This window comes from Rhizobium sp. CFBP 8752 (assembly GCF_014842035.1).
GTDB lineage: Bacteria > Pseudomonadota > Alphaproteobacteria > Rhizobiales > Rhizobiaceae > Neorhizobium > Neorhizobium soli.
Genome location: NZ_JACYUZ010000001.1, coordinates 124379 through 145064, shown reverse-complemented (window position 1 = coordinate 145064; position 20686 = coordinate 124379). Strand labels below are relative to the sequence as shown.

Below are 20686 nucleotides of genomic sequence, written 5' to 3'. Positions count from 1 at the left end.
GGCAGTCACACCTCGGAACCTGATTTCGGCTCTTCGACGGAGTGCCGCATGATCAGCGGCATCTGCGACAGCGTGAACAGGATGGTGATCGGCATCGTGCCCCAGACCTTGAAGTTGACCCAGGCCTCGTCGGAGAAATTGCGCCAGACCACTTCGTTGAGCACGGCGAGAAACAGGAAGAAGATCCCCCAGCGCAGGGTGAGCTTTCTCCAGCCCTCTTCATTCAGGCTGAAGGCGGCATTGAAGACATAGCCGAGCAGCGACTTGCCGAAGAAAAGCCCGCCGAGCAGCACCACGCCGAACAGCGTGTTGACGATGGTCGGCTTCATCTTGATGAAGGTTTCGTCCTGCAGCCAGATCGACAGCGACCCGAACACCATGACGACCACGCCCGACACGAAGGGCATGACCGGCAGATGCTTGAAGACGATCTTGGAGATCACCAGCGAGATCACCGTGGCGACCATGAACAGCGCGGTTGCCACCAGAAGCGGGCCGCCGACGGCCGAAAGCGCCGGGAATTTCTGCACCAGCCATTCGCCGCGCAGGTTGCCGAAGAAGAACACCAGGAGCGGCCCGAGCTCCAGCGCCATTTTCAGGCCCGGATGCTGCTTTTCTTCCTTGGTCGGCTTGGTGTCGCTTTCAATCGTCTGCATGGGGTCCAACTTTAAAGCCAGTAATTGCCTGGAGCAAATTCGTTTCTGTGTGTCATCAATGGGGCGCGGGCGCCAGCCCGGCGATCGCTTCGGCGAAATCCTTGGCCTCGAAAGGCTCGAGATCGTCGACCCCTTCGCCGACGCCGACGAAATAGACCGGCAGCTTGTGCTTGGCGGCGATCGCGACAAGGATACCGCCGCGCGCGGTGCCGTCGAGCTTGGTCATGATCAGACCGCTGACGCCGGCGATATTGCGGAAGATCTCGACCTGGTTCATCGCATTCTGGCCCGTCGTCGCATCGAGCGTCTGCAGCACCGTATGCGGCGCGTCCGGATCGAGCTTGTTCAGCACGCGAACGATCTTTTCGAGTTCCGCCATCAGCTCGGTCTTGTTCTGCAACCGGCCGGCCGTGTCGATGATCAGCACATCCGACTTGTTGGCACGCGCCTGTTCGAAAGCGTCATAGGCAAGACCCGCCGCATCGGCGCCGAGCTTGGTGCCGATAAACTGCGATTCCGTCCGGTCGGCCCAGATTTTCAGCTGCTCGATGGCAGCGGCACGGAACGTATCGCCGGCCGCCAGCATCACCTTCAGCCCCGAGCCCGAAAGTTTTGCCGCAAGCTTGCCGATCGTCGTCGTCTTGCCGGTGCCGTTGACGCCGACGACGAGAATGACATGCGGCTTGTGGCTGAGATCGAGCTGCAACGGCTTGGCAACCGGCGTCAGAACCTTGGTGATCTCAGCCGACATGATGCGCGACACATCCTCGCCGGTCACGTCCTTGCCGTAGCGTTCGGAAGACAGCGTGCCGGTGATGCGCATCGCGGTCTCGACGCCGAGATCGGCCTGGATCAACAGATCCTCGAGATCCTCGAGCGTCTGGTCGTCCAGCTTGCGCTTGGTAAACAGCGCCGCGATCTGGCCAGTCAGCTGCGACGAAGTCCGCGACAGACCTTCGCGCAGACGCTGGAACCAGGTGAGTTTGGCAGGCGGCACAATGGTGACCGTTTCCGGTTCCGCGCTGGCGGTGGAAAAGCCCTTGGGAAGAACGGGCGCCGGCAGCGGGGCGGAATCAACATCTGCCGCCGCTTCGGCTTCGAGCAGCGACAGCGGCACGATACCGAGTTCGGAGGTTTCCTCGACACCCGGGAGAATGGCAGCGTCGTCCTCAATGGCGGTCTCTGAAACCGGCGCGTCGACGTCAGCCATGTCGGCCGGCGCATCTGACACCGGTCCGCCGGCAGTCTCCATCTCGATCGCGGCCACCGGATCGACAGCGGCAACGGGCAGGTCTTCCGCGCGTGTCTTGGGTTCAAGCTCCGCCTGAACGGAATCCGCTTCGGTGATCGGTGCCGGAGCGCGATCTTCGACCTGCTGTTCGGGGGGGACGTCGCCGAAGGTGAAGACGCGTTTGATGAAACTCAGTGCCATAAGAAATCCGTTCCGGTCAGGCCGCCCGCTCTGTGGCGGGAGCGGCCATGACCCGCATGTCGAGATGTTTGCCGTTATGGCCAGTTATCATAATGCGCTGGACGTTCCGGGGAACCAGCCCCGGCACGGCGACCAGCGAAAAGTTTTCGGTATGCGCCAGGCCGTTGTTTTCGACGATGACGATCTGTTCGGTCCCCACCATGCGGTCGAGATGGGCATTATGCAACGCTTCACCCGTTGCACGAAGCCGTGCTGCACGCTCCTTGACCACTGCCCGGTCGAGCTGCGGCATCCGCGCGGCCGGCGTTCCGGGACGCGGGCTATAGGGGAAAACATGCAGAAAGGAAATGGCGGCGTCCTGCGCAAGCGTCGCCGAATTCTCAAACATCTCTTCCGTCTCGGTCGGAAACCCGGCGATCATGTCGGCGCCGAATGCGATTTCGGGCCGCAGGCGCCGCGCCTGTTCGACGAAGGCGAAAGCCTCGCGGCGACTGTGGCGGCGTTTCATCCGCTTCAGGATCATGTCGTCGCCATGCTGCAACGAGAGGTGCAGATGCGGCATGAAGCGCGGCTCGTCGGCGATCAGATCCCAGAGGTGATTGTCCGCCTCGATACTGTCGATAGACGACAGCCGCAGCCGCAGGATTTCAGGCACCTGCTTCAGAAGCGTCTTCGCGAGAAGCCCGAGCGTCGGCTGGCCGGGAAGGTCGCCGCCGTAGCTGGTGGCATCGACGCCGGTCAGCACGATCTCACGATACCCGCCTTCGACAAGCCGGCGCGCCTGTTCGACGACCGCGCCCATTGGCACCGAACGGGAATTACCGCGACCATAAGGGATGATGCAGAAGGTGCAGCGATGGTCGCAGCCGTTCTGGACCTGGATGAAGGCCCTCACGTGACCGTCGATATGACGGATCATCTGCGGCGCCGTCGCCTTGATGCTCATGATGTCGTTGACGCGAAGTTTCTCTTCCGACGACACGCCGAAATCCGGAAGCGCGCGGTAGGATTGGCTCTTCAGCTTTTCCTCGTTGCCGAGCACCATGTCCACTTCGGGCATCTCGGCAAACGCCTGCTTTTCGGTCTGGGCGGCGCATCCCGTGACGACGATACGGGCATGCGGATTGTCACGGCGCACGCGGCGGATCGTCTGGCGGGCTTGGCGCACCGCTTCGGACGTTACCGCACAAGTATTGACCAGCACGGCATTGTTGAGCCCGGCCTTTTCGGCCTCCGCCCGCATCACTTCCGATTCGTAGGTGTTCAGCCGACAGCCAAAGGTGATGACCTCGACGCCACTCAATGGACCTGCGCCCCTTGGTGAGCGCCCTGCCCCAGTTCCTCGTCACGCGAAAATTCACCGCTGACCGGATCGACCTTGCCGGACCATTCCCATTCCGCAGGCCCGGTCATCACCACGTGATCGTCTTCACGCCACTCGATGACGAGCGGCTGCCGGGTGGGCGCTGAGGCAACATCGATGGTCACGGTGCGACCCGTGCGGCCGGTGCGCGCAGCGGACACGCCGGCGGCACAGGCGGCGGAACCGCAGGCAAGCGTCAGCCCCGCGCCGCGTTCCCATGTGCGGGTACGCAGCGACGTTTCCGATGTCACCTGCGCAAGCGTGATATTCGCCTTTTCCGGAAAGATCGGATGGTTTTCGAGAAGCGGTCCGAACCGTTCCAGATCGAAGTCCATCGGGTCGCGGTCGACCCAGAAGATCGCGTGCGGATTGCCGATCGCCATCGCGGACGGCGAATGCAGGATCGGCGCATCGATCGGGCCGATCTGCAGCTCGATCCGGCTGGTGTCGTAGAATTCTTCCGACAACGGGATCTTGTCCCAGGCAAAGGCCGGCTTGCCCATATCGACCGAGATCGTGCCATCCTCGTGCTCACGCGCATTGAGAATGCCGGCAACCGTCTGGAAGGTGAAAACCTTGCGGCCAGTCTCGGAGCTCAAGGCCTGCACGACGCAGCGCGTGCCGTTGCCGCAGGCCTGGGCCTTGCTGCCGTCGCAGTTCAGGATGTCGATAAACGCGTCGGTACCCGCAATCTTCGGATCGTGGATCGCCATGATCTGGTCGAACTGCGTCGCAGCATCAGCGTTGAGCGCAACGGCTGCTTCCGGCGTGACCTTGTCGGCGCGACCGCGCATGTCGATGACCAGGATCTTGTTGCCAAGCCCGTTCATGCGCGCAAATTCGACCTGTTCTGCCATGATTGCCAACCCGTGCGGTAAATTACCGGTCATCGGCCGTATATGGCGGAAATCGCCACGAATTGCCAGTAGCGCGCGCAACTTGTGCTGCGATCGCCATTCTCCGATCGTGTCATCCGAAGATCTGGTCGACCAGCGCATGCACCCGGCGGAACGCCGCCCTGGCGCCTTCAGCCGCCTCGAGTTCCTCCGCCTCGGTCAGCAGAAGCTCGTTATAGGCCGAAACGAAATTGCGCCAATGCAGACCGCGGCCGTCCGTGTGGCCGGCCAGATGCCGCGCGCCGAAATCATCCGACAACCCGAGCTTGGCCGCTTCCTTGCGCAGGAAGGCTGCGCCGAGATTGGAGCCTTCGGCGACATAGAGCCAGCCGAGTGCGGTCGCAGGATTGAGGGGGCCGGTCGTTGATCCCAGCTGTTCCGGCACGCCGCCGAGATCCGCGATGTCGTGGCGAAGCGCTTCCAACCGGCAACGCTCGGCAAGGCCGGGCAGCAGCCGGTTGAGTTCGGCGGCCGCGTAGAGCGGCGCGACATCGGCGTGGAACCGATGCTGCACGTCGAGAAACAAGGCATAGCGCTCGCGATTGGCGAATGGCTCCGCCCGCATGATCCGCTTGTCGAGCGTATCATGCGTACCCGCTGTCTGCGCCTTGAGGCGCTGGATGCGAGTAGCGTCCGTCAGGCGGTCCAGTTCGATCTGCATATCTTGCCCCATTCACTCATGTTTCCGCATCAAGCAAACTGTGGAGCGGCTCGTCAAGCTCCGTCACGCCGGAACGTCGAAAACCTCACCTGCCCGCATCGGCCGGAATCGTTCACGCGCAATACCACGACTGTCGAGCGCCGCAAACAGCGCCTCGACCGGCTGGTCGATGCCCTCGTCCGTCAGCTTGACCGTGCCCCAATGATGCCCGGCAACAAAGGAGGCTCCGCAAAGCTGCATACCTTCGACGGCTTCCTGCGGATCCTGATGCTGCGCCTTCATGAACCAGCGCGGCTCATAGGCGCCGAACGGCAGGTTCGCGAGGCGGAAAGGACCATGCTTACTGCCCGCGGCGCGATAGTTGACGCCCTCGTGAAATCCGGTATCGCCCACATGATAGACCTTGCCGGCCGGCGTTTCAAACACGAAGGCCGCCCACAACGCCTTGCGCCGGTCACCGAGACCCCGCGCCGACCAGTGATGGCAGGGCTCGCAGTGAAACACGACGCCGGGCGCGACGGTCTCGCTGCCGCCCCAGTCCATGACCGTGATCTTCGCATCCGGCACCTTGGAGCGGATGATCGCATCATTGCCGAGCGGTGTGATGAAATGCGGCTTGTCGCGGCCCTCAAGCACCCACAGCGTCTCGAGATCCATGTGGTCGTAGTGATTGTGGGTAACGAGCACGATATCAATCGGCGGCAGATCACCGATGCGGATACCCGGCGGATTGACCCGCTTGGGCCCGGCGAAGGAGACCGGACTGGCACGCTCCGACCAGACCGGATCGGTCAGAATATTGACGCCGGCAACCTGGATCAGCAGCGACGCATGGCCGACCATGGTGACGACAAGACGATTGCCGGTCACGCGCGTCTCCGGCACGGCCTGCGGAAACGGGCTGGCAAACGTGTCCGGCCAGGGAATATTGCCGTTGCCGAACTTCCAGCGCAGGAGATCGAGAGTTCCGCGCGGCTCCTCTCCGCCGGGATTGAAGAAATGCGTTCCGTCGAAGTGATCGGATACCGGCCCGGAATAATAGCTGTTGGCTGCCATGGCACCTCTTGCGGTCAACCCGCCGGCAAGGGCTACCACTGCGCCGATCCCGGACCATTTGAGAAAATTGCGACGTTTCATGAGGTCTGTTCGATCACCAGGGTTTGCAAGAGCTGCGCCATCAAGGCCACCTCTATCTAGGTTCGCATATATCCCCTATAGAATACGGCAATTCGCGCACGGGCGGAAGCTTGCGGCAACATCAGATCTCCGGCATCTCGTCAGCGGATGCCCTCGCCCGCGGCAAAACCCCGGCGCGCCTTGACTTCCACCCCCATTTCCTGTTTAAGCCCGGCAATCTGCTGACAAGTCCGAGAACTTGGAGCCGCCGACCGGGAGCCGAACTATTCGGAAACCCGGAGGTCAACACCCGACAGCGCGTGGCGCCCTCGGGTGCTATTTGGCTTTGCGTACTCCTTGGTGCCTTGTATTTGCCGGCGAAAGAACCGACGTTTTTGGGCACCCGGAAACGAAGAAGGAATACACGATGTTCGAAAACCTCCAGGACCGTCTTGGCTCCATTCTGAATGGACTGACCGGCCGTGGCGCATTGAGCGAAGCGGATGTATCCGCCGCCCTGCGCGAGGTTCGCCGTGCGCTTCTGGAAGCCGACGTGGCGCTGGAAGTGGTGCGCGCCTTTACCGACAAGGTTCGTGAAAAGGCCGTCGGCGCCGAGGTTCTGAAATCGATCAAGCCCGGCCAGATGGTCGTCAAGATCGTCCATGACGAACTGGTCGAAATGCTCGGGACCGAAGGCGTCGGCATCAGCCTGCATGCCGCGGCCCCTGTTGTCATCATGATGGTCGGTCTGCAGGGTTCGGGTAAGACCACGACCACAGGCAAGATCGCCAAGCGGCTGACCGACCGCGAAAAGAAAAAGGTGCTGATGGCGTCGCTCGATACGCGACGTCCGGCAGCTCAGGAACAGTTGCGCCAGCTTGGCGCCCAGACCGGCGTCGATACGCTGCCGGTCATTGCCGGCCAGTCGCCGACCGATATCGCCGCGCGCGCCGTCCAGGCGGCCAAGCTCGGCGGCCATGACGTCGTCATCCTCGACACCGCCGGCCGCACGCATATCGACGAACCGCTGATGGCCGAAATGGCGGAAATCAAGCGGAAGTCCAACCCGCATGAAATCCTGCTGGTGGCCGACAGCCTGACCGGCCAGGACGCCGTCAACCTGGCGCGCAATTTCGACGAACGCGTCGGCATTACCGGCCTCGTTCTGACCCGCATGGATGGCGATGGCCGCGGCGGTGCAGCGCTTTCGATGCGCGCTGTCACCGGAAAGCCGATCAAGCTGATCGGTGTCGGCGAACGGATGAACGAACTCGAAGAGTTCCATCCCCGCCGCATCGCCGACCGTATTCTCGGCATGGGCGACATCGTCAGCCTGGTCGAAAAGGCAGCCGAAAACATCGACGCGGAAAAAGCCGCGGCGATGGCCAAGAAGATGCAGTCGGGCAAGTTCGACCTGAACGACCTTGCCGACCAGCTGCGCCAGATGAAATCGCTCGGCGGCATGGGCGGCATCATGGGAATGATGCCCGGCATGGCCGGCATGAAGGACAAGCTTGCCGCATCCGGCATGAGCGACAAGATGTTCGACCGCCAGATCGCCATCATCGGCTCGATGACGAAGGCCGAACGCGCCAACCCGGATATGCTGAAGCACTCCCGCAAGAAACGCATCGCAGCCGGCTCCGGCACGGACGCATCCGAAATCAACAAGCTGCTGAAAATGCACCGCCAGATGGCCGACATGATGAAAATGATGGGCGGCAAGGGCAAGGGCGGCATGATGAAGCAGATGATGGGCGGCCTTGCCGGCAAGATGGGTCTTGGTGGCATGGGTGGCGGAATGGGTGGAATGGGCGGCATGCCCGATCTTTCCAAGCTCGATCCGAAGCAGCTGGAAGCCCTGCAGAAGCAGGCCGAAGCTGCCGGCATGAAGCCTGGCTCCATGCCGGGTCTCGGCGGTGGAATGCCGGGTCTTGGCGGCGGAAAGCTCCCCGGCCTCGGCGGCTTCCCGGGTCTTCCCGGCCTGCCTGGCAAGAAGAAGTAAGGGGAGGACACGATGGTTGACCCTGAAATCAAGGCAAAGCTTTCGAGCTACCGCCAGTCGATCGACAATATCGATGCGGCACTGGTGCATATGCTGGCGGAACGCTTTCGCTGCACCAAGGAAGTGGGCGTCCTCAAAGCCCAATACGATTTGCCGCCGGCAGACCCGGCGCGCGAGGAATACCAGATCGAACGCCTTCGCCGCCTGGCCGACGACGCTCATCTGGACCCGGATTTCGCCGAGAAGTTCCTGAACTTCGTCATCAAGGAAGTCATCCGGCATCATGAAGCCATCGCCGCCGAACACGGCGGTAAGGAAACAGCTTAAACCAATAACGACACGGCCCGCCGGGACGGCGGCCCAGACAAACCTAGGAGTGAATACAATGCCCTTGAAGATCCGTCTTGCCCGTGGTGGCTCGAAGAAGCGTCCTTACTACACGATCGTCGTCGCTGACGCCCGTTCGCCGCGTGACGGCCGCTTCCTGGAAAAGGTCGGTTCGTGGAACCCGATGCTTGCCAAGGACGACGCAAAGCGCGTTGAAGTCAACGTAGAGCGCGTTCAGCATTGGCTCGACAACGGCGCACAGCCGACCGACCGCGTTCTGCGCTTCCTGGCAGAAGCCGGCGTTGGCCAGCGCGATGCCAAGAGCAACCCGGAAAAGGCAAAGCCGGGCAAGAAGGCTCAGGAACGCACTGCCGAGCGCGCAAAGAAGATCGAAGACGCCAAGGCAGCTGCTGCCGCGGAATAAGATCCGCTTCTTTTGATTCGACGGGTGGTGCGGCAACGCACCGCCCGTTTTGCTGTTTTCATTCCGCCGAGACTGTTTTCATTTCACTGTGTTGCGCTTAAATGGGCGCGAAGAAACCGGAGCCTTCCCGCATGACCAAGCTCGAAAACCCAGTTCTGATGGCAACGATCGGCGCTGCCCAGGGCCTGCGGGGCGAGGTGCGGGTGAAATCCTTTACAGAGGATCCGACGGCGCTCGGCGACTACGGCAACCTTTACACCGCGGACGGCCGGGTCTTCGAGATCCTCGATATCCGCGAGGCGAAAACCGTCGTCATCGTCCGCTTCCGCGGCATCAACAGCCGCGAGGATGCAGAAGCGCTGAACGGCATCGAGCTGTTCGTCGACCGTGACAACCTGCCGGACGAGGGACTGGACGACGACGAATTCTACTACGCCGACCTAGAGGGCCTGGAAGCGGTCGACAAGGACGGCAAGAGCTTTGGCACGGTCAGCGCCGTGTTCGATTTCGGCGCGGGCGACCTTCTGGAGCTGAAAGGCCCCGGCCGTCGTCCGTCGCTCATTCCGTTTACCGAGGCAGCCGTTCTGGAGATCGATCTCGAAGGCGGCAAGATCCTGATTGATCCCGAAGCCGCAGGCCTCATCGAAAACCCGGACGAAGACGGCGCGAACTCGAATTTTCCGCGTAAGGACAAGTGACCGCGATGCCGTTTCGCGCCACGGTGCTCACCCTCTATCCGGAAATGTTTCCCGGCCATCTCGGCTTTTCCCTCTCCGGAAAAGCGATGGAACGCGGGCAGTGGTCGCTTGAGGCGATGCAGATCCGTGATTTCGCCGAGGACAAGCACCGCACCGTGGACGACACGCCGGCCGGCGGCGGCGCCGGCATGGTGCTGCGGGCGGATATTCTCGGCAAGGCGATCGATTCCCTCGCAGATGACAACCGTCCCCGCCTGCTGATGAGCCCGCGCGGAAAGCCGCTCAGCCAAAAGCGCGTTCGCGAGCTTGGCGAGGGCGAGGGCGTGGTGATCGTCTGCGGACGTTTCGAAGGCGTCGACCAGCGGGTGATCGATGCACGCCAGCTCGAGGAAGTGTCGATCGGCGACTATATCCTTTCGGGCGGCGAGCCGGCCGCTTTGACGCTGCTCGACAGCGTCGTTCGCATTCTGCCGGGCGTGATGGGCAATGCGCTGTCCGGCACCCACGAAAGCTTCGAGCACGGCCTGCTCGAACACCCGCACTATACGCGTCCACAGGTCTTCGAAGACCGGGCAATCCCCGCTATTCTGACCTCCGGCAACCATGCCGCGATCGAGAAATGGCGGCTCGAACAGTCGCTGCGGCTTACTCGGGAACGCCGCCCGGACCTGCTGAACGAAAGCTAGCCGGTGACGAAATAGTAGACGGTCAGGCCTGCGCCGACCGCCACCACGCACCAGCGCAGCACTGCCTGCGGAACGCGTCGTGCGAGCCACACGCCGCAATAGCCGCCGAGCGCGCCGGCCGGCATCATGATGATCGTTTCCGGCCAGGCAATCACGCCGCCGCCGACGAAGACGACGATCGCGACGCCGGCAATCAGCGCCGCCAGCATGTTCTTCAGCGCATTGAGATGGTGATAGCTGCCGCCGGTCGTCAGCCCCAGCACCGCCAACATCATGATCCCCATTCCGGCCCCGAAGAACCCACCATAGATCGATGTCAGGAACTGACCGATGACCGAAAGCGGCGAGTTGGCAGGGCGCTCGGACGAGGCTTTCGGCTTCAGCCACGGGCCTGCCGCAAACACGGCGGTCGCAGCGCCCAGGAGCCACGGCACGACCTGGCGAAACGCGTCATTGTCGAGCGCCAGCAGGATCAACGCTCCCAAAATCGAGCCGATGACGGAGACGATTGCGAGCGCCAAAGCACTTCGCCAGTGGCTGGCAATCTCGCGGCGATAGGCAAGCGTCGAGGTGACATAGCCCGGAAACTGCACGATCGACGATGTTGCGTTGGCCGCGATCGGCGGCACGCCGGCAAGCGTCAAGGCGCCGAAAACGAGAAACGTTCCGCCGCCGGCAATCGCGTTGGCGGCACCCGAGAAAAAGCCGGCAGCGGCCAGCAGCACCACCATGGTGATCGACATGAATCCTCCCGAATTCTTTTCGGTCAGCCTTTAGACCTGCTATAGAGAGGCAGCAAGCGGCGAAAACGCCACCGATCGCCACAAAATTGCGGCATGCCCGATGACAAGCGCATGCCTTTCGTGTAATGGCGCGAACGGAAATGGGAAAACTGTCCCGTCTGCCAGCAACAAAGAATGGCGAAACGCTCTGCCGCAAGGCAGATCCAGAGGCTTTGACCAACGGATCCTAAGAGCGCTCTGGCTGTTTCAGAAAAACCTGAGGTTTGACACATGAACATCATCCAGCAGCTTGAGGCCGAACAGGTCGCCAAGATCGAAGCCAAGCGCTCGCTTCCAGAATTTTCCCCGGGCGACACCGTCCGCGTCAACGTCCGCGTGACGGAAGGCACCCGTACCCGCGTACAGGCCTATGAAGGCGTTTGCATCGCCCGTTCCGGCGGCGGCATCAACGAAAGCTTCACCGTTCGCAAGATCTCCTACGGCGAAGGCGTCGAGCGCGTATTCCCGGTCTACTCGCCGCTCGTCGAAGGCGTCGAAATCGTTCGCCGCGGTCGCGTCCGTCGCGCCAAGCTGTACTACCTGCGCGATCGTCGCGGTAAGTCGGCTCGTATCGTCGAGAACACCGGCACGCGTGCACGCAAGCTGAACGAAGCCGAGCGCGCTGCAGTTGTCGAAGAAAAGGCACGCATCGAAGCTGAAAAGATCGCAGCAGCACAGGCTCTCGCCGCCGACAAGGCAGCAGCAGAAGCCGCTGAAGCGAAGGCTGCGGAAGAAGCAAAGGCTGCAGAAGCAGCATCTGCTGAATAAGATTTCCCTTCATGGGATGCGAAAAGGCGGCCGTTTGGCCGCCTTTTTTATTGCCTGCGATTGCCCTCGGGCATTGATATCGACCCCACTGCAGTTGCGTCTGCAAAGGCAAACCCAGCGATCTTCGTCTGAGGGAATGGTTGTGCTTGTCTTCCCGCAGAAATTGGTGAGATTTGGCTGAGATATTTCTCTTGAGGATCGCCCCATGCTGAAAAGACGTTTTGTCATTGCCGCCCTCGCAGTTGCAAGCCTGGCACCGGTCACTGCTTTTGCGCAAAACCTGCCGGACCTGAAGGCCCGATCGGTCGTCGTCGTCACCGAAAACGCCTACCCGCCCCTGCAGTTCGTCGATCCGAAGACGGGCAAGGCGATCGGCTGGGAGTATGATGCGATGAACGAGATCGCCAAGCGGTTGAATTTCAAGGTCGAGTACCAGAACGTCAGCTGGGACGCGATGATCCAGGCCGTGTCCGATGGCCAGTACGACATCGGCATGACCGGCATCACCATCAAGGATGAACGCAAGGCACAGGTCGACTTCTCCGATCCCTACCTGCGCTCCGAACAGTTCATGCTGGTGCGTGGCGACGAAACCCGCTTTGCCGATGAAAAGGCCTTTGCGGCCGTAGACGGCGCACTGATCGGCGCCCAGCCGGGCACATCGCCCTTCTACACGTCAGTCTACAGCATCCTCGACGGCAACGAGCAGAACCCGCGCATCAAGCTGTTCGAGACCTTTGGCGCAACCGTGCAGGCGTTGAAAGGCGGCGACGTCGATCTCGTGCTGACCGACAGCGTCGCGGCCAAAGGCTATGTCGACGCGTCGAACGGCGGGTTGAAGGTGATCGGCGGCCCGCTCGGAGCCGAAGATTTCGGCTTCATCTTCAAGAAAGGATCGGATCTCGCAGCGCCCGTCAACGCCGCGATCGCCGCGCTGAAAGCCGACGGCACGCTGGATGCCCTGAACAAAAAGTGGTTCCTCGACTACAAGATGGGCCAGTGACCATCAGGATGGCAGGCACCGCGGACAGGGTCGAAACCTGATGACCTTTCAGACCCTGCCGACATCGGGCGGCGATGGTGATCGTCCGTGGTGGCTCGCAGCCGTCGTCGTCATAGGCCTCGCGCTCGCAGCCGTGATCGTCGTCAACGATCTCTATGCCCAGGTTTTCGCCACCGTCTCGCGCGGCATCTGGGTGACGGTGTTCGTGACGGTCACGGCCTTCGTGCTTGCCACCGCTCTGGGGCTGGCCATCGCCCTTGCGGGCCTTTCCGATCGCCTCGCGCTCCGGCAAGCGGCGCGATTCTACGTGGAAGTCGTGCGCGGCATCCCCATCCTGGTTCTATTGTTCTACATTGCCTTTGCCGGCGCATCGGCGATCGTCGGTTTTTACAATGTCCTGATCGCGCCGCTGGTCGACGGCGGCTTTCTCGAGCCGATGCAGGTCCGTGATCTCTCTTTGATGTGGCGTGCGATCATTGCGCTGACGATCGGCTATTCGGCCTTTATCGCCGAGATCTTTCGCGCCGGTTTCCAGTCCATCGATCGCGGCCAGGTCGAAGCGGCCATGGCGCTCGGGTTGACGCGGGGTCAGCGCTTTCGCCTCGTCATCTTTCCGCAAGCGATACGGGTGATCTTCCCGCCGCTCTCGAACGACTTCGTTGCCATGGTGAAGGACAGTTCCCTCGTCTCGGTTCTCGGCGTCGCCGATATCAGCCAGGCCGGCAAGATCTATGCGTCCGGCTCGTTCCGGTTTTTCGAGACCTATTCGATCGTCGCCTATATCTACCTGATCCTGACGATCGGCCTGTCGATCGCCTTGCGGCAGGTCGAAAAGAAGATGCGGGAACAGGGGATCAGAAAGGCAAGCCGCCGATAGTGCGGCGAAGGACGTTTCCTTTGCGAGCCGTCAGGAGGACCTGAGGACGAACCTGTCGCGGCCGGATGCCTTCGCCTCGTACAGCGCTTCGTCCACGGCCTGCAACAGGCTGAGGCGATCCGACCCTGCATGCGGCGCAAGGGCAGCACCCACGCTCAGACGTGCATTGACGATATGCCTGCCCACGGCAAACGGGCTGCGGAACCGTTTCACGAGGCGTTCCGAAAGACCGGCCAGCGCATCGGCATTGGCAAGGTTCGGTACGAAGACGGCGAACTCGTCGCCACCCATCCTGACGGCAATTTCCTGGACACCGAGGCATTCGGTAATGCGTTGCGCCGCCTGCTTCAGCACTTCATCGCCAGCGGGATGGCCGAGCGTGTCGTTGATCGTCTTGAACCCGTCCATATCCATGTAGAGAACGCCGACCGTCTGCTGCGCCGAAAACGCATCGGCCAGCATGCCGTCGACGATCGAGACCAGCGCCGCGCGATTGTAGAACCCGGTCATCGGATCGGTGATTGCGGCCAGCCGCAGCTTTTCCTCGGCAAAACCCATCACATGATTTGCCTTCTGCAGCCGCAAAAGACCGCTCGCCACCTCGGCGAAATGCATGAGATTGGCGATCTCCCGGTCGCTGAATTCGCGCGGCTCGGTATCGAGAAGGCAGAAGGCACCAACGGGAAGACCCGGCTCCAGCGCGACCGGCGCACCGGCATAGGACCTGAAACCCGGCTCGCCCAGCACATAAGGAAGATCGCGCAGTTCCGGATGGCGGGCAAGATCGGGAACCACCACGACCTCGTTGTCGAACACGACACGGGAGCAGATCGAGATGTCGCGCGGGCATTCGCTCGTTCGAATGCCAACTTGGCAGGCCACCCGATGCCAATCGGCGTCGACGATGTTGACGGCCGCATAAGGCGTCGTGAACACATCCTTGGCAAGCTTCACAAGCGCCTCGAGCTCCGGCGTGGAGGGTCCGTCGGCGGAAATCAGGGCCCGCACAGAGAGCAGGCGTTCAGCCTCGTTGTCGGGAAGCTGGGCTGGCAAAGCCATTCTCGTCTCCTCTTTCAGGCCCGGGAGGCGCTGCAGACCGGCCCCCCATGAGGGGGTTCCTTTAGTAGCGTTCTCGCATGTACGTTTTCTGGAGGCAATTGCCGAGAATTCAAAAAACTGCTACACCCTTTGCCATGGGATCGAAATTCGGATGTCTCGCGAACCGCATGATCGTGCTGCAGGACCACAAGCGTCTGCCGTCACGCTTTTTTGCGCGCGTATCCGGCGCTCTATGCAGCCGACTTAGCTGACCGGGCAGACATGTCCGGCGCGGCCTAAGATGCCGCCTCTATTTCCCCACCCATTCTCAATCTTATTGGACCGCAGCCATGAGCGCACCTCGTACTTTGTATGACAAGATCTGGGACGACCACGTCGTCTCCCGCGATGAAAACGATACCTGTCTTCTCTATATCGACCGTCACCTGGTGCATGAGGTGACGAGCCCGCAGGCCTTCGAGGGCCTGCGCCTTGCCGGACGCAAGGTGCGCTCGCCACAGCGCACGCTCGCCGTCGTCGACCACAACGTGCCGACCTCGCCTGACCGTCACCTCGGGATCAAGAACGAGGAGAGCCGCATCCAGGTCGAGGCGCTGGCGGAAAACGCCAGGGATTTCGGCGTCGAATACTTTTCCGAAAGCGATGTCCGCCAGGGTATCGTCCATATCGTCGGGCCGGAACAGGGTTTTACCCTGCCGGGCATGACGATCGTCTGCGGTGACAGCCATACCTCGACGCACGGCGCCTTCGGTTCGCTGGCGCACGGGATCGGCACATCGGAAGTGGAGCACGTTCTGGCCACCCAGACGCTGCTGCAGACAAAAGCAAAGAACATGCTGGTCCGCGTCGACGGCAAACTGCCCGCCGGCGTCACGGCAAAGGACGTCATCCTGTCGATTATCGGCGAGATCGGCACGGCCGGCGGCACCGGACACGTCATCGAGTTCGCCGGCGAGGCGATCCGGTCGCTCTCCATGGAAGGCCGCATGACCGTCTGCAACATGACGATCGAAGGCGGCGCCCGTGCCGGCCTGATCGCGCCTGACGAGACGACGTTCGAGTATATCAAGGGCAAGCCGCGCGCGCCGAAGGGCACCGCCTGGGATATGGCCGTCGAATACTGGAAGACGCTGCACACGGACGAAGGCGCCCATTACGACAAGGTCGTCGTGCTGGATGCCGCCGCCCTGCCCCCGATCGTTTCCTGGGGCTCCTCGCCCGAGGACGTCACCACGATCGAAGGCACGGTGCCGGATCCGGACCAGATCAAGGACGAGAACAAGCGCACCTCCAAATGGCGCGCGCTCGAATATATGGGCCTGACGCCGGGCACGAAGATGACCGACATCACCATCGATCGCGTCTTCATCGGCTCCTGCACCAACGGCCGCATCGAGGATCTGCGCGCTGCGGCAAAGATGGTCGAAGGCAAGACCGTTGCGTCGACGGTGTCGGCCATGGTCGTTCCGGGCTCCGGCCTCGTCAAGGAACAGGCGGAAGCCGAAGGTCTCGACCGGATCTTCAAGGCTGCCGGTTTCGATTGGCGCGAGCCGGGCTGCTCCATGTGCCTTGCTATGAACGACGACCGCCTGAACCCCTATGAACGCTGCGCTTCGACCTCGAACCGCAATTTCGAGGGCCGTCAGGGCTCCAAGGGCCGCACCCACCTGGTCTCACCGGCCATGGCAGCAGCTGCCGCCGTCGCCGGTCGCTTCGTGGATATCCGCGACTGGAAATAGGCTGAAGGCTCTTCATGCCAGACAAGCGAAGCCGCTGGATGTGAAAGCATCCGGCGGCTTTTTGCTGCGATGAGCAGCGCTCACAGCCGGTTCAGGAAAACACGTTTGACCTTTCGGGACGCGCCAATACGGTAGATTTTTAAGGAGATCGGTACGGCAATGCCTGTCTGCCCGCTCCGTCTTTTGCCGCGGGCCGGAAGGATCGCCAAGCAATGAGCCCGACCGTCATCGCGCTGGCGCTTACAGCCGCCGTCATGCATGCCAGCTGGAATGCATTCCTGCGCTCGGGCGCCGACAGGCTATGGTCGCTCACCGTGATGGGCATCACGGGCATTCTCGCCGCTCTCCCGGTCATGCTGTGGTTTCCATGGCCGACGGCCGCAGGCCTCGGGTTTATCCTCGCCTCATCGATGCTGCAGGTGGCCTACAGCATCTTCCTCGTCTTCGCCTACCGGCTGGGCGACCTCGGACAGGTCTACCCGATCGTGCGCGGCTCCGTGCCGCTTCTGGTGTCACTCGGCGGCTTCCTGATGATGGGACAAACGCTCACCTCTTCCCAGATTCTCGGCTTAATCCTGGTAGCGGCTGGCATCATGAGCCTCTCGACCGGCAGCCAGCGCGCGCCGACCACGTCCATTTTGTGGGCGCTGCTGACCGGCCTGATCATCGCCACCTACGCGACGGTTGATTCCATCGGCGTACGCGATCTGCCCGATCCAGGTGCCTATGCAGCCTGGGTGCTGTTCACCTATGGCGTGCTGCTGATTGTCGCGTATACGCTGATGCGGGGGCGCTTGCGCCTCGACATCCGCGAGCGGGAAACCCGCAAGGCCCTGCTGGCCGGCATCTTCGTTCTGATCGCCTATGGCGTCGTCATCATCGCCTACTCCATGGGACCTGCCGGTCCCATCACCGCAATCCGCGAAACGAGCGTGGTCTTCGCGATGATCATCGGCAGGCTGTTCCTCGGCGAGACACTCACACCGAAGCGCATCGTGGCAGGGCTCATCGTGGCGGCCGGCGCGATTGCCATCGGCCGGTAGCCCATCCGAAAAGCCTCACCCCAAAACCCGCACCACCGTCCCCTTGCGCAGAAACGGCAGCAGCCGCTTCATGTCGCGCGGGTGAACCGCGACACAGCCGGCTGTCGGCAGGTAGCCTGGGCGGATCAGGTGGAAGAAGATGGCCGAGCCGCCGTGGCGCTTGCGCGAGGTGATGTTCCAGTCGAGCACGAGGCAGATATCGTAGAGTTCGTCTGCCCGTTGCATCTCCTCATGGGAGGGTTTGAACGGGGCCTTCACCAGGCGGTTGTAGGCCGGGTGCTTCGGCTCGTCGCACCACAGCATGTCGTGGCCGATGCGGCGAAGCGGAAGCCGCGTGCCCGGCACGGAAAGACGGTCGCCGCGGATGAAGCCGCTGAGGATCCGCATCGCGGCAATCGGCGTTCCTCCGTCGCCTTCGCGCTTGAAGGCGGTCGTCCCGGATCGCCCCAGCGCTGCCTGAACGGTGATCCCGCCACATGTCACGATGGCACGCCGGCGGTCTCGCGGCGCGGTACGAACCACGACCACGGGTCCGATTTTGTGATCTTTCTCGCGAAAACGATGCATTTCACTCACAAGGTTTTGCTTTGAATATGATTTCGTTTGAATTCATAGCGGGTTGGGTTTTACATCGAAGATCCCTAGATACGTCTTACAAACGCAATAGGCGCTACGGAAGGCAAGAACTGCATGGCGAGAACGATACTGCTGGTCGATGACGACGATGATCTGCGCGAGACCCTTGTGGAGCAGCTCGGCTTCTACGACGAATTCTCGATCCTGCAGGAAGCCAATGCAACCAAGGCGGTCAATACCGCCAAGGCGACCCAGGTCGATCTGCTGATCATGGATGTCGGCTTGCCGGATATGGACGGCCGCGAGGCGGTCAAGGTTCTGCGCAAGAACGGCTTCAAGGCCCCGATCATCATGCTGACCGGCCACGACACCGATTCCGACACGATCCTCGGCCTCGAAGCAGGCGCCAACGATTACGTGACGAAGCCGTTCCGCTTTGCCGTGCTGCTTGCGCGTATCCGCGCCCAGCTTCGCCAGTACGAACAGAGCGAGGACGCCACGTTCACCGTCGGCCCCTACCTGTTCAAGCCGAGCCAGAAGCTTCTGACCACGGACGATGGCAAGAAGATCCGTCTGACCGAAAAGGAAGCGGCGATCATCCGCTATCTCTATCGCGCAGGGCTGAAGGTCGTCACACGCGATATTCTTCTGGAAGAAGTATGGGGCTATAATTCCGGCGTTACAACGCATACACTGGAAACCCATGTCTATCGTCTGAGACAGAAGATCGAGCGCGACCCCTCGAATGCTGAGATTCTGGTGACGGAAAACGGTGGATACAAGATCGTTCCTTAACCCCGAAGACCGCAAACCCGTAAAATGGCACTGTCCGACGATATCCGGCTTCTGTCGCAAGTGCCGCTTTTCAGGGAACTGGATGGCGACCAGCTGCGGCTGATTGCGTTCGGGGCGGAACGACGCTCGACATCCGGCGGCCAGGAGCTGTTTCGCGAGCGTTCCCCCGCCGAATCCGCCTTCATCGTCTGCAAAGGCAGTTTCGACCTCTACTCGACCACCCGCGACGGCACCGTTCGTCTCGACAAGACGGTCGGGCCCGGCACGCTTCTATCCGAGCTCGCGCTGGTGACCATGGTCGAGCGCAAGTTCACGGCAATCGCGGCCGAAGATTCCGAAACGCTCAGGATCGGCCGATCCCTGTTCGAGCGCCTGCTGGAAGAATATCCCCAGGTCGGTCGTCTCATCGAAAACCGCATCCGCGACAACATCGTCAACCTCGCCAAGGCAGCGCTCGCCATGCAGCACCGGTTCCGCTGAAGTTTGGCTGCTAGCTGCTTCCCTAGTCGACCATCCCTCACCCTAAATGCTTGATTAACCACGAAATTGCAGCGACCCCGCATGGCAATTTTTGCGTGTTAATTTGCGCGGACAAGCTTAGGGGTGGCCATGCAAGGCAAAAAAAGCAGTATCGGTAAAGCGGCAATCATTGTCGGAGCCCTCGCCGGAATAATGGCATCGCTTATTTCCTGGGAGATGCTTCCAGCTCCAGCTGGTGAATTCGCGTTCTGGGCAACTAAAATCTTCGCTGGTTTGGGCGGCGTTTATCTCTTGGGCTTGCTGATCTGGTCCTGGAAATCAAACCGCGAGATGAACCGTCTCATCGATCAACGCGCCCGGTTCCAATCGCGAATGACGCCGGAAAACCAAACCTATTTCAATGCTCTAAGCGACGATCCATCGGAACATAAGCACAGCCGCTAGACGGCACCCGCCGCTTAGAACTTGAACACCGCCGTTACCGGAACGTGGTCCGATGGCTGGGTCCAGCCTCGGGCTTCCTTCAGCACCTCGATCCGGTCGAGAAACGGGCCAAGGTCCGGCGATGACCAGATATGATCGAGACGGCGGCCCTTGTTGGCGGCCTCCCAGTCCTTGGCTCGGTAGCTCCACCAGGTATAGATCTTCTCCGGCTCCGGCGTGTACTGGCGCATCAGGTCCAGCCAGCCGCCCTTGGAGATGATCTCTTTCATGCCCTCAGTCTCGACCGGCGTGTGACTGACGATCTTCAGAAGCTGCTTGTGCGACCACACATCGTGCTCCAGCGGTGCGATATTCAGATCGCCGACGAGGATCGACGAAATGCCGGGCGTCGCATCGGCCTGCAAAACCTTCATCTCTTCGACAAAATCCAGCTTGTGGCCGAATTTCGGATTGATCGTCCGGTCCGGCTCGTCGCCTCCCGCAGGCACGTAGAAATTATGCACCCGGATGCGCCGGGTACCCGTCCCGAAAAGCGCCGAGATGTGCCGGGCATCGCCGACATTGCAGTAATTCTGGCGGTGATCTTCCGAGAGCGGGATCCGCGAGGCGATGGCGACGCCGTGATAGCCCTTCTGGCCGTGCACGATGATATGCTCGTAACCGAGGTCTCTCAGCGGCTGGTAGGGGAACTCAGGCTCCTGGCACTTGATCTCCTGCAGGCAGAGAATGTCCGGCTGGTTGCGGGTAATGAACTGCTGCACGATCGGCATGCGAAGCCGGACCGAGTTGATGTTCCAGGTGGTGATGGAGAATGTCATGCCTGCCCTCGCTGATGGGCATCACCTCTAGGCAATTT

At 61.5% G+C, this 20686-nt stretch carries 23 protein-coding genes; 13 read left to right on the top strand and 10 right to left on the bottom strand.

The genetic code is table 11. The features are described from left to right. Positions 1 to 5: 5 nt before the first annotated feature. From IFT59_RS00640 to IFT59_RS00615, 6 genes are all read right to left on the bottom strand, one after another. Positions 6 to 656 (bottom strand): septation protein A, encoded by a 651-nt coding sequence (locus IFT59_RS00640; RefSeq protein WP_062462334.1) that lies wholly within the window; start codon positions 654 to 656, stop codon positions 6 to 8. Between the two features lie 55 nt (positions 657 to 711). Next, positions 712 to 2088, bottom strand: a complete 1377-nt coding sequence (gene ftsY, locus IFT59_RS00635) for a signal recognition particle-docking protein FtsY (RefSeq protein ID WP_192085676.1) — start codon at positions 2086 to 2088, stop codon at positions 712 to 714. A gap of 16 nt (positions 2089 to 2104) precedes the next feature. Continuing rightward, the gene (gene mtaB / locus IFT59_RS00630) at positions 2105 to 3391 is read right to left on the bottom strand and encodes a tRNA (N(6)-L-threonylcarbamoyladenosine(37)-C(2))-methylthiotransferase MtaB (RefSeq protein ID WP_192085674.1); all 1287 of its coding nucleotides are present in this window, start codon (positions 3389 to 3391) and stop codon (positions 2105 to 2107) included. Continuing rightward, positions 3388 to 4308: a diaminopimelate epimerase gene (gene dapF / locus IFT59_RS00625; protein ID WP_192085672.1), complete on the bottom strand. Its 921-nt coding sequence runs from the start codon at positions 4306 to 4308 to the stop codon at positions 3388 to 3390. Before dapF ends, mtaB begins: the two co-directional genes overlap by 4 nt. A gap of 112 nt (positions 4309 to 4420) precedes the next feature. Further along, positions 4421 to 5008: a biliverdin-producing heme oxygenase gene (locus tag IFT59_RS00620; RefSeq protein ID WP_092659269.1), complete on the bottom strand. Its 588-nt coding sequence runs from the start codon at positions 5006 to 5008 to the stop codon at positions 4421 to 4423. Between the two features lie 63 nt (positions 5009 to 5071). Then, complete coding sequence (locus IFT59_RS00615; protein ID WP_062462318.1) at positions 5072 to 6145, bottom strand: MBL fold metallo-hydrolase; 1074 nt, start codon at positions 6143 to 6145, stop codon at positions 5072 to 5074. 406 nt (positions 6146 to 6551) lie between these two features. Between IFT59_RS00615 and ffh the strand changes: the two genes are divergently transcribed. The 5 genes from ffh to trmD all read left to right on the top strand — a co-directional run bounded on the left by ffh (position 6552) and on the right by trmD (position 10264). Next, positions 6552 to 8129, top strand: a complete 1578-nt coding sequence (gene ffh / locus IFT59_RS00610) for a signal recognition particle protein (protein WP_192085670.1) — start codon at positions 6552 to 6554, stop codon at positions 8127 to 8129. Positions 8130 to 8141: 12 nt separating this feature from the next. Next, entirely contained in the window at positions 8142 to 8456 is a 315-nt protein-coding gene (locus IFT59_RS00605) for a chorismate mutase (protein WP_062462309.1), read from the top strand. A 58-nt stretch (positions 8457 to 8514) separates the two neighbouring features. Next, the gene (gene rpsP / locus IFT59_RS00600; RefSeq protein WP_062462306.1) at positions 8515 to 8880 is read left to right on the top strand and encodes a 30S ribosomal protein S16; all 366 of its coding nucleotides are present in this window, start codon (positions 8515 to 8517) and stop codon (positions 8878 to 8880) included. 131 nt (positions 8881 to 9011) lie between these two features. Continuing rightward, positions 9012 to 9578 carry a ribosome maturation factor RimM gene (gene rimM, locus IFT59_RS00595; protein ID WP_192085668.1) on the top strand — a complete coding sequence of 189 codons (567 nt, stop codon included), beginning with the start codon at positions 9012 to 9014 and terminating at the stop codon, positions 9576 to 9578. A 5-nt stretch (positions 9579 to 9583) separates the two neighbouring features. Further along, positions 9584 to 10264: a tRNA (guanosine(37)-N1)-methyltransferase TrmD gene (trmD, locus tag IFT59_RS00590; protein WP_192085666.1), complete on the top strand. Its 681-nt coding sequence runs from the start codon at positions 9584 to 9586 to the stop codon at positions 10262 to 10264. Here trmD and IFT59_RS00585 read toward each other — a convergent pair. Beyond that, complete coding sequence (locus IFT59_RS00585) at positions 10261 to 11007, bottom strand: sulfite exporter TauE/SafE family protein (protein ID WP_192085665.1); 747 nt, start codon at positions 11005 to 11007, stop codon at positions 10261 to 10263. The genes trmD and IFT59_RS00585 overlap by 4 nt on opposite strands. 270 nt (positions 11008 to 11277) lie before the next feature. On the opposite strand from IFT59_RS00585, the gene rplS reads away from it, so the two are divergent. The 3 genes from rplS (at position 11278) to IFT59_RS00570 (ending at position 13694) form a co-directional block, all read left to right on the top strand. Next, the gene (gene rplS, locus IFT59_RS00580) at positions 11278 to 11814 is read left to right on the top strand and encodes a 50S ribosomal protein L19 (protein WP_062462300.1); all 537 of its coding nucleotides are present in this window, start codon (positions 11278 to 11280) and stop codon (positions 11812 to 11814) included. Positions 11815 to 12019: 205 nt separating this feature from the next. Continuing rightward, on the top strand, positions 12020 to 12817 hold the full coding sequence (locus tag IFT59_RS00575; RefSeq protein ID WP_192077865.1) for a transporter substrate-binding domain-containing protein: 798 nt from the start codon (positions 12020 to 12022) through the stop codon (positions 12815 to 12817). Positions 12818 to 12857: 40 nt separating this feature from the next. Then, complete coding sequence (locus tag IFT59_RS00570; RefSeq protein WP_192085663.1) at positions 12858 to 13694, top strand: amino acid ABC transporter permease; 837 nt, start codon at positions 12858 to 12860, stop codon at positions 13692 to 13694. 30 nt (positions 13695 to 13724) lie between these two features. Here the strand turns inward: IFT59_RS00570 and IFT59_RS00565 are convergent, their stop codons facing one another. Next, positions 13725 to 14753: a sensor domain-containing diguanylate cyclase gene (locus IFT59_RS00565; RefSeq protein ID WP_092659257.1), complete on the bottom strand. Its 1029-nt coding sequence runs from the start codon at positions 14751 to 14753 to the stop codon at positions 13725 to 13727. 329 nt (positions 14754 to 15082) lie between these two features. Between IFT59_RS00565 and leuC the strand changes: the two genes are divergently transcribed. Together leuC and IFT59_RS00555 are read left to right on the top strand one after the other, a co-directional pair. Then, positions 15083 to 16492, top strand: a complete 1410-nt coding sequence (leuC, locus tag IFT59_RS00560) for a 3-isopropylmalate dehydratase large subunit (RefSeq protein WP_192085661.1) — start codon at positions 15083 to 15085, stop codon at positions 16490 to 16492. A gap of 212 nt (positions 16493 to 16704) precedes the next feature. Beyond that, positions 16705 to 17535, top strand: a complete 831-nt coding sequence (locus IFT59_RS00555) for an EamA family transporter (RefSeq protein WP_192085659.1) — start codon at positions 16705 to 16707, stop codon at positions 17533 to 17535. A gap of 15 nt (positions 17536 to 17550) precedes the next feature. On the opposite strand, the gene IFT59_RS00550 is transcribed toward IFT59_RS00555, so the two are convergent. Next, complete coding sequence (locus IFT59_RS00550) at positions 17551 to 18102, bottom strand: L,D-transpeptidase family protein (protein WP_192087066.1); 552 nt, start codon at positions 18100 to 18102, stop codon at positions 17551 to 17553. A gap of 123 nt (positions 18103 to 18225) precedes the next feature. On the opposite strand from IFT59_RS00550, the gene IFT59_RS00545 reads away from it, so the two are divergent. From IFT59_RS00545 to IFT59_RS00535, 3 genes are all read left to right on the top strand, one after another. Then, entirely contained in the window at positions 18226 to 18906 is a 681-nt protein-coding gene (locus IFT59_RS00545; RefSeq protein ID WP_062462280.1) for a response regulator transcription factor, read from the top strand. Positions 18907 to 18930: 24 nt separating this feature from the next. After that, positions 18931 to 19386, top strand: coding sequence for a cyclic nucleotide-binding domain-containing protein (locus IFT59_RS00540; protein ID WP_192085657.1), 456 nt, complete (start codon positions 18931 to 18933; stop codon positions 19384 to 19386). 129 nt (positions 19387 to 19515) lie between these two features. After that, on the top strand, positions 19516 to 19830 hold the full coding sequence (locus IFT59_RS00535; protein WP_192085655.1) for a hypothetical protein: 315 nt from the start codon (positions 19516 to 19518) through the stop codon (positions 19828 to 19830). Between the two features lie 14 nt (positions 19831 to 19844). Here the strand turns inward: IFT59_RS00535 and IFT59_RS00530 are convergent, their stop codons facing one another. Beyond that, positions 19845 to 20648 (bottom strand): exodeoxyribonuclease III, encoded by an 804-nt coding sequence (locus IFT59_RS00530; protein WP_092659247.1) that lies wholly within the window; start codon positions 20646 to 20648, stop codon positions 19845 to 19847. Positions 20649 to 20686 lie beyond the last annotated feature (38 nt).

Coding starts and splice junctions, on each gene's coding strand:
- IFT59_RS00545 (WP_062462280.1), top strand. CDS start 18,226: ATGGCGAGAACGATACTGCTGGTCGATGACGACGATGATCTGCGCGAG.
- IFT59_RS00555 (WP_192085659.1), top strand. CDS start 16,705: ATGAGCCCGACCGTCATCGCGCTGGCGCTTACAGCCGCCGTCATGCAT.
- rimM (WP_192085668.1), top strand. CDS start 9,012: ATGACCAAGCTCGAAAACCCAGTTCTGATGGCAACGATCGGCGCTGCC.
- IFT59_RS00620 (WP_092659269.1), bottom strand. CDS start 5,008: ATGCAGATCGAACTGGACCGCCTGACGGACGCTACTCGCATCCAGCGC.
- IFT59_RS00530 (WP_092659247.1), bottom strand. CDS start 20,648: ATGACATTCTCCATCACCACCTGGAACATCAACTCGGTCCGGCTTCGC.
- rpsP (WP_062462306.1), top strand. CDS start 8,515: ATGCCCTTGAAGATCCGTCTTGCCCGTGGTGGCTCGAAGAAGCGTCCT.
- rplS (WP_062462300.1), top strand. CDS start 11,278: ATGAACATCATCCAGCAGCTTGAGGCCGAACAGGTCGCCAAGATCGAA.
- IFT59_RS00570 (WP_192085663.1), top strand. CDS start 12,858: ATGACCTTTCAGACCCTGCCGACATCGGGCGGCGATGGTGATCGTCCG.
- IFT59_RS00550 (WP_192087066.1), bottom strand. CDS start 18,102: ATGCATCGTTTTCGCGAGAAAGATCACAAAATCGGACCCGTGGTCGTG.
- trmD (WP_192085666.1), top strand. CDS start 9,584: ATGCCGTTTCGCGCCACGGTGCTCACCCTCTATCCGGAAATGTTTCCC.
- IFT59_RS00605 (WP_062462309.1), top strand. CDS start 8,142: ATGGTTGACCCTGAAATCAAGGCAAAGCTTTCGAGCTACCGCCAGTCG.
- IFT59_RS00615 (WP_062462318.1), bottom strand. CDS start 6,145: ATGAAACGTCGCAATTTTCTCAAATGGTCCGGGATCGGCGCAGTGGTA.
- IFT59_RS00575 (WP_192077865.1), top strand. CDS start 12,020: ATGCTGAAAAGACGTTTTGTCATTGCCGCCCTCGCAGTTGCAAGCCTG.
- ftsY (WP_192085676.1), bottom strand. CDS start 2,088: ATGGCACTGAGTTTCATCAAACGCGTCTTCACCTTCGGCGACGTCCCC.
- leuC (WP_192085661.1), top strand. CDS start 15,083: ATGAGCGCACCTCGTACTTTGTATGACAAGATCTGGGACGACCACGTC.
- dapF (WP_192085672.1), bottom strand. CDS start 4,308: ATGGCAGAACAGGTCGAATTTGCGCGCATGAACGGGCTTGGCAACAAG.
- IFT59_RS00640 (WP_062462334.1), bottom strand. CDS start 656: ATGCAGACGATTGAAAGCGACACCAAGCCGACCAAGGAAGAAAAGCAG.
- IFT59_RS00535 (WP_192085655.1), top strand. CDS start 19,516: ATGCAAGGCAAAAAAAGCAGTATCGGTAAAGCGGCAATCATTGTCGGA.
- ffh (WP_192085670.1), top strand. CDS start 6,552: ATGTTCGAAAACCTCCAGGACCGTCTTGGCTCCATTCTGAATGGACTG.
- IFT59_RS00585 (WP_192085665.1), bottom strand. CDS start 11,007: ATGTCGATCACCATGGTGGTGCTGCTGGCCGCTGCCGGCTTTTTCTCG.
- IFT59_RS00565 (WP_092659257.1), bottom strand. CDS start 14,753: ATGGCTTTGCCAGCCCAGCTTCCCGACAACGAGGCTGAACGCCTGCTC.
- IFT59_RS00540 (WP_192085657.1), top strand. CDS start 18,931: ATGGCACTGTCCGACGATATCCGGCTTCTGTCGCAAGTGCCGCTTTTC.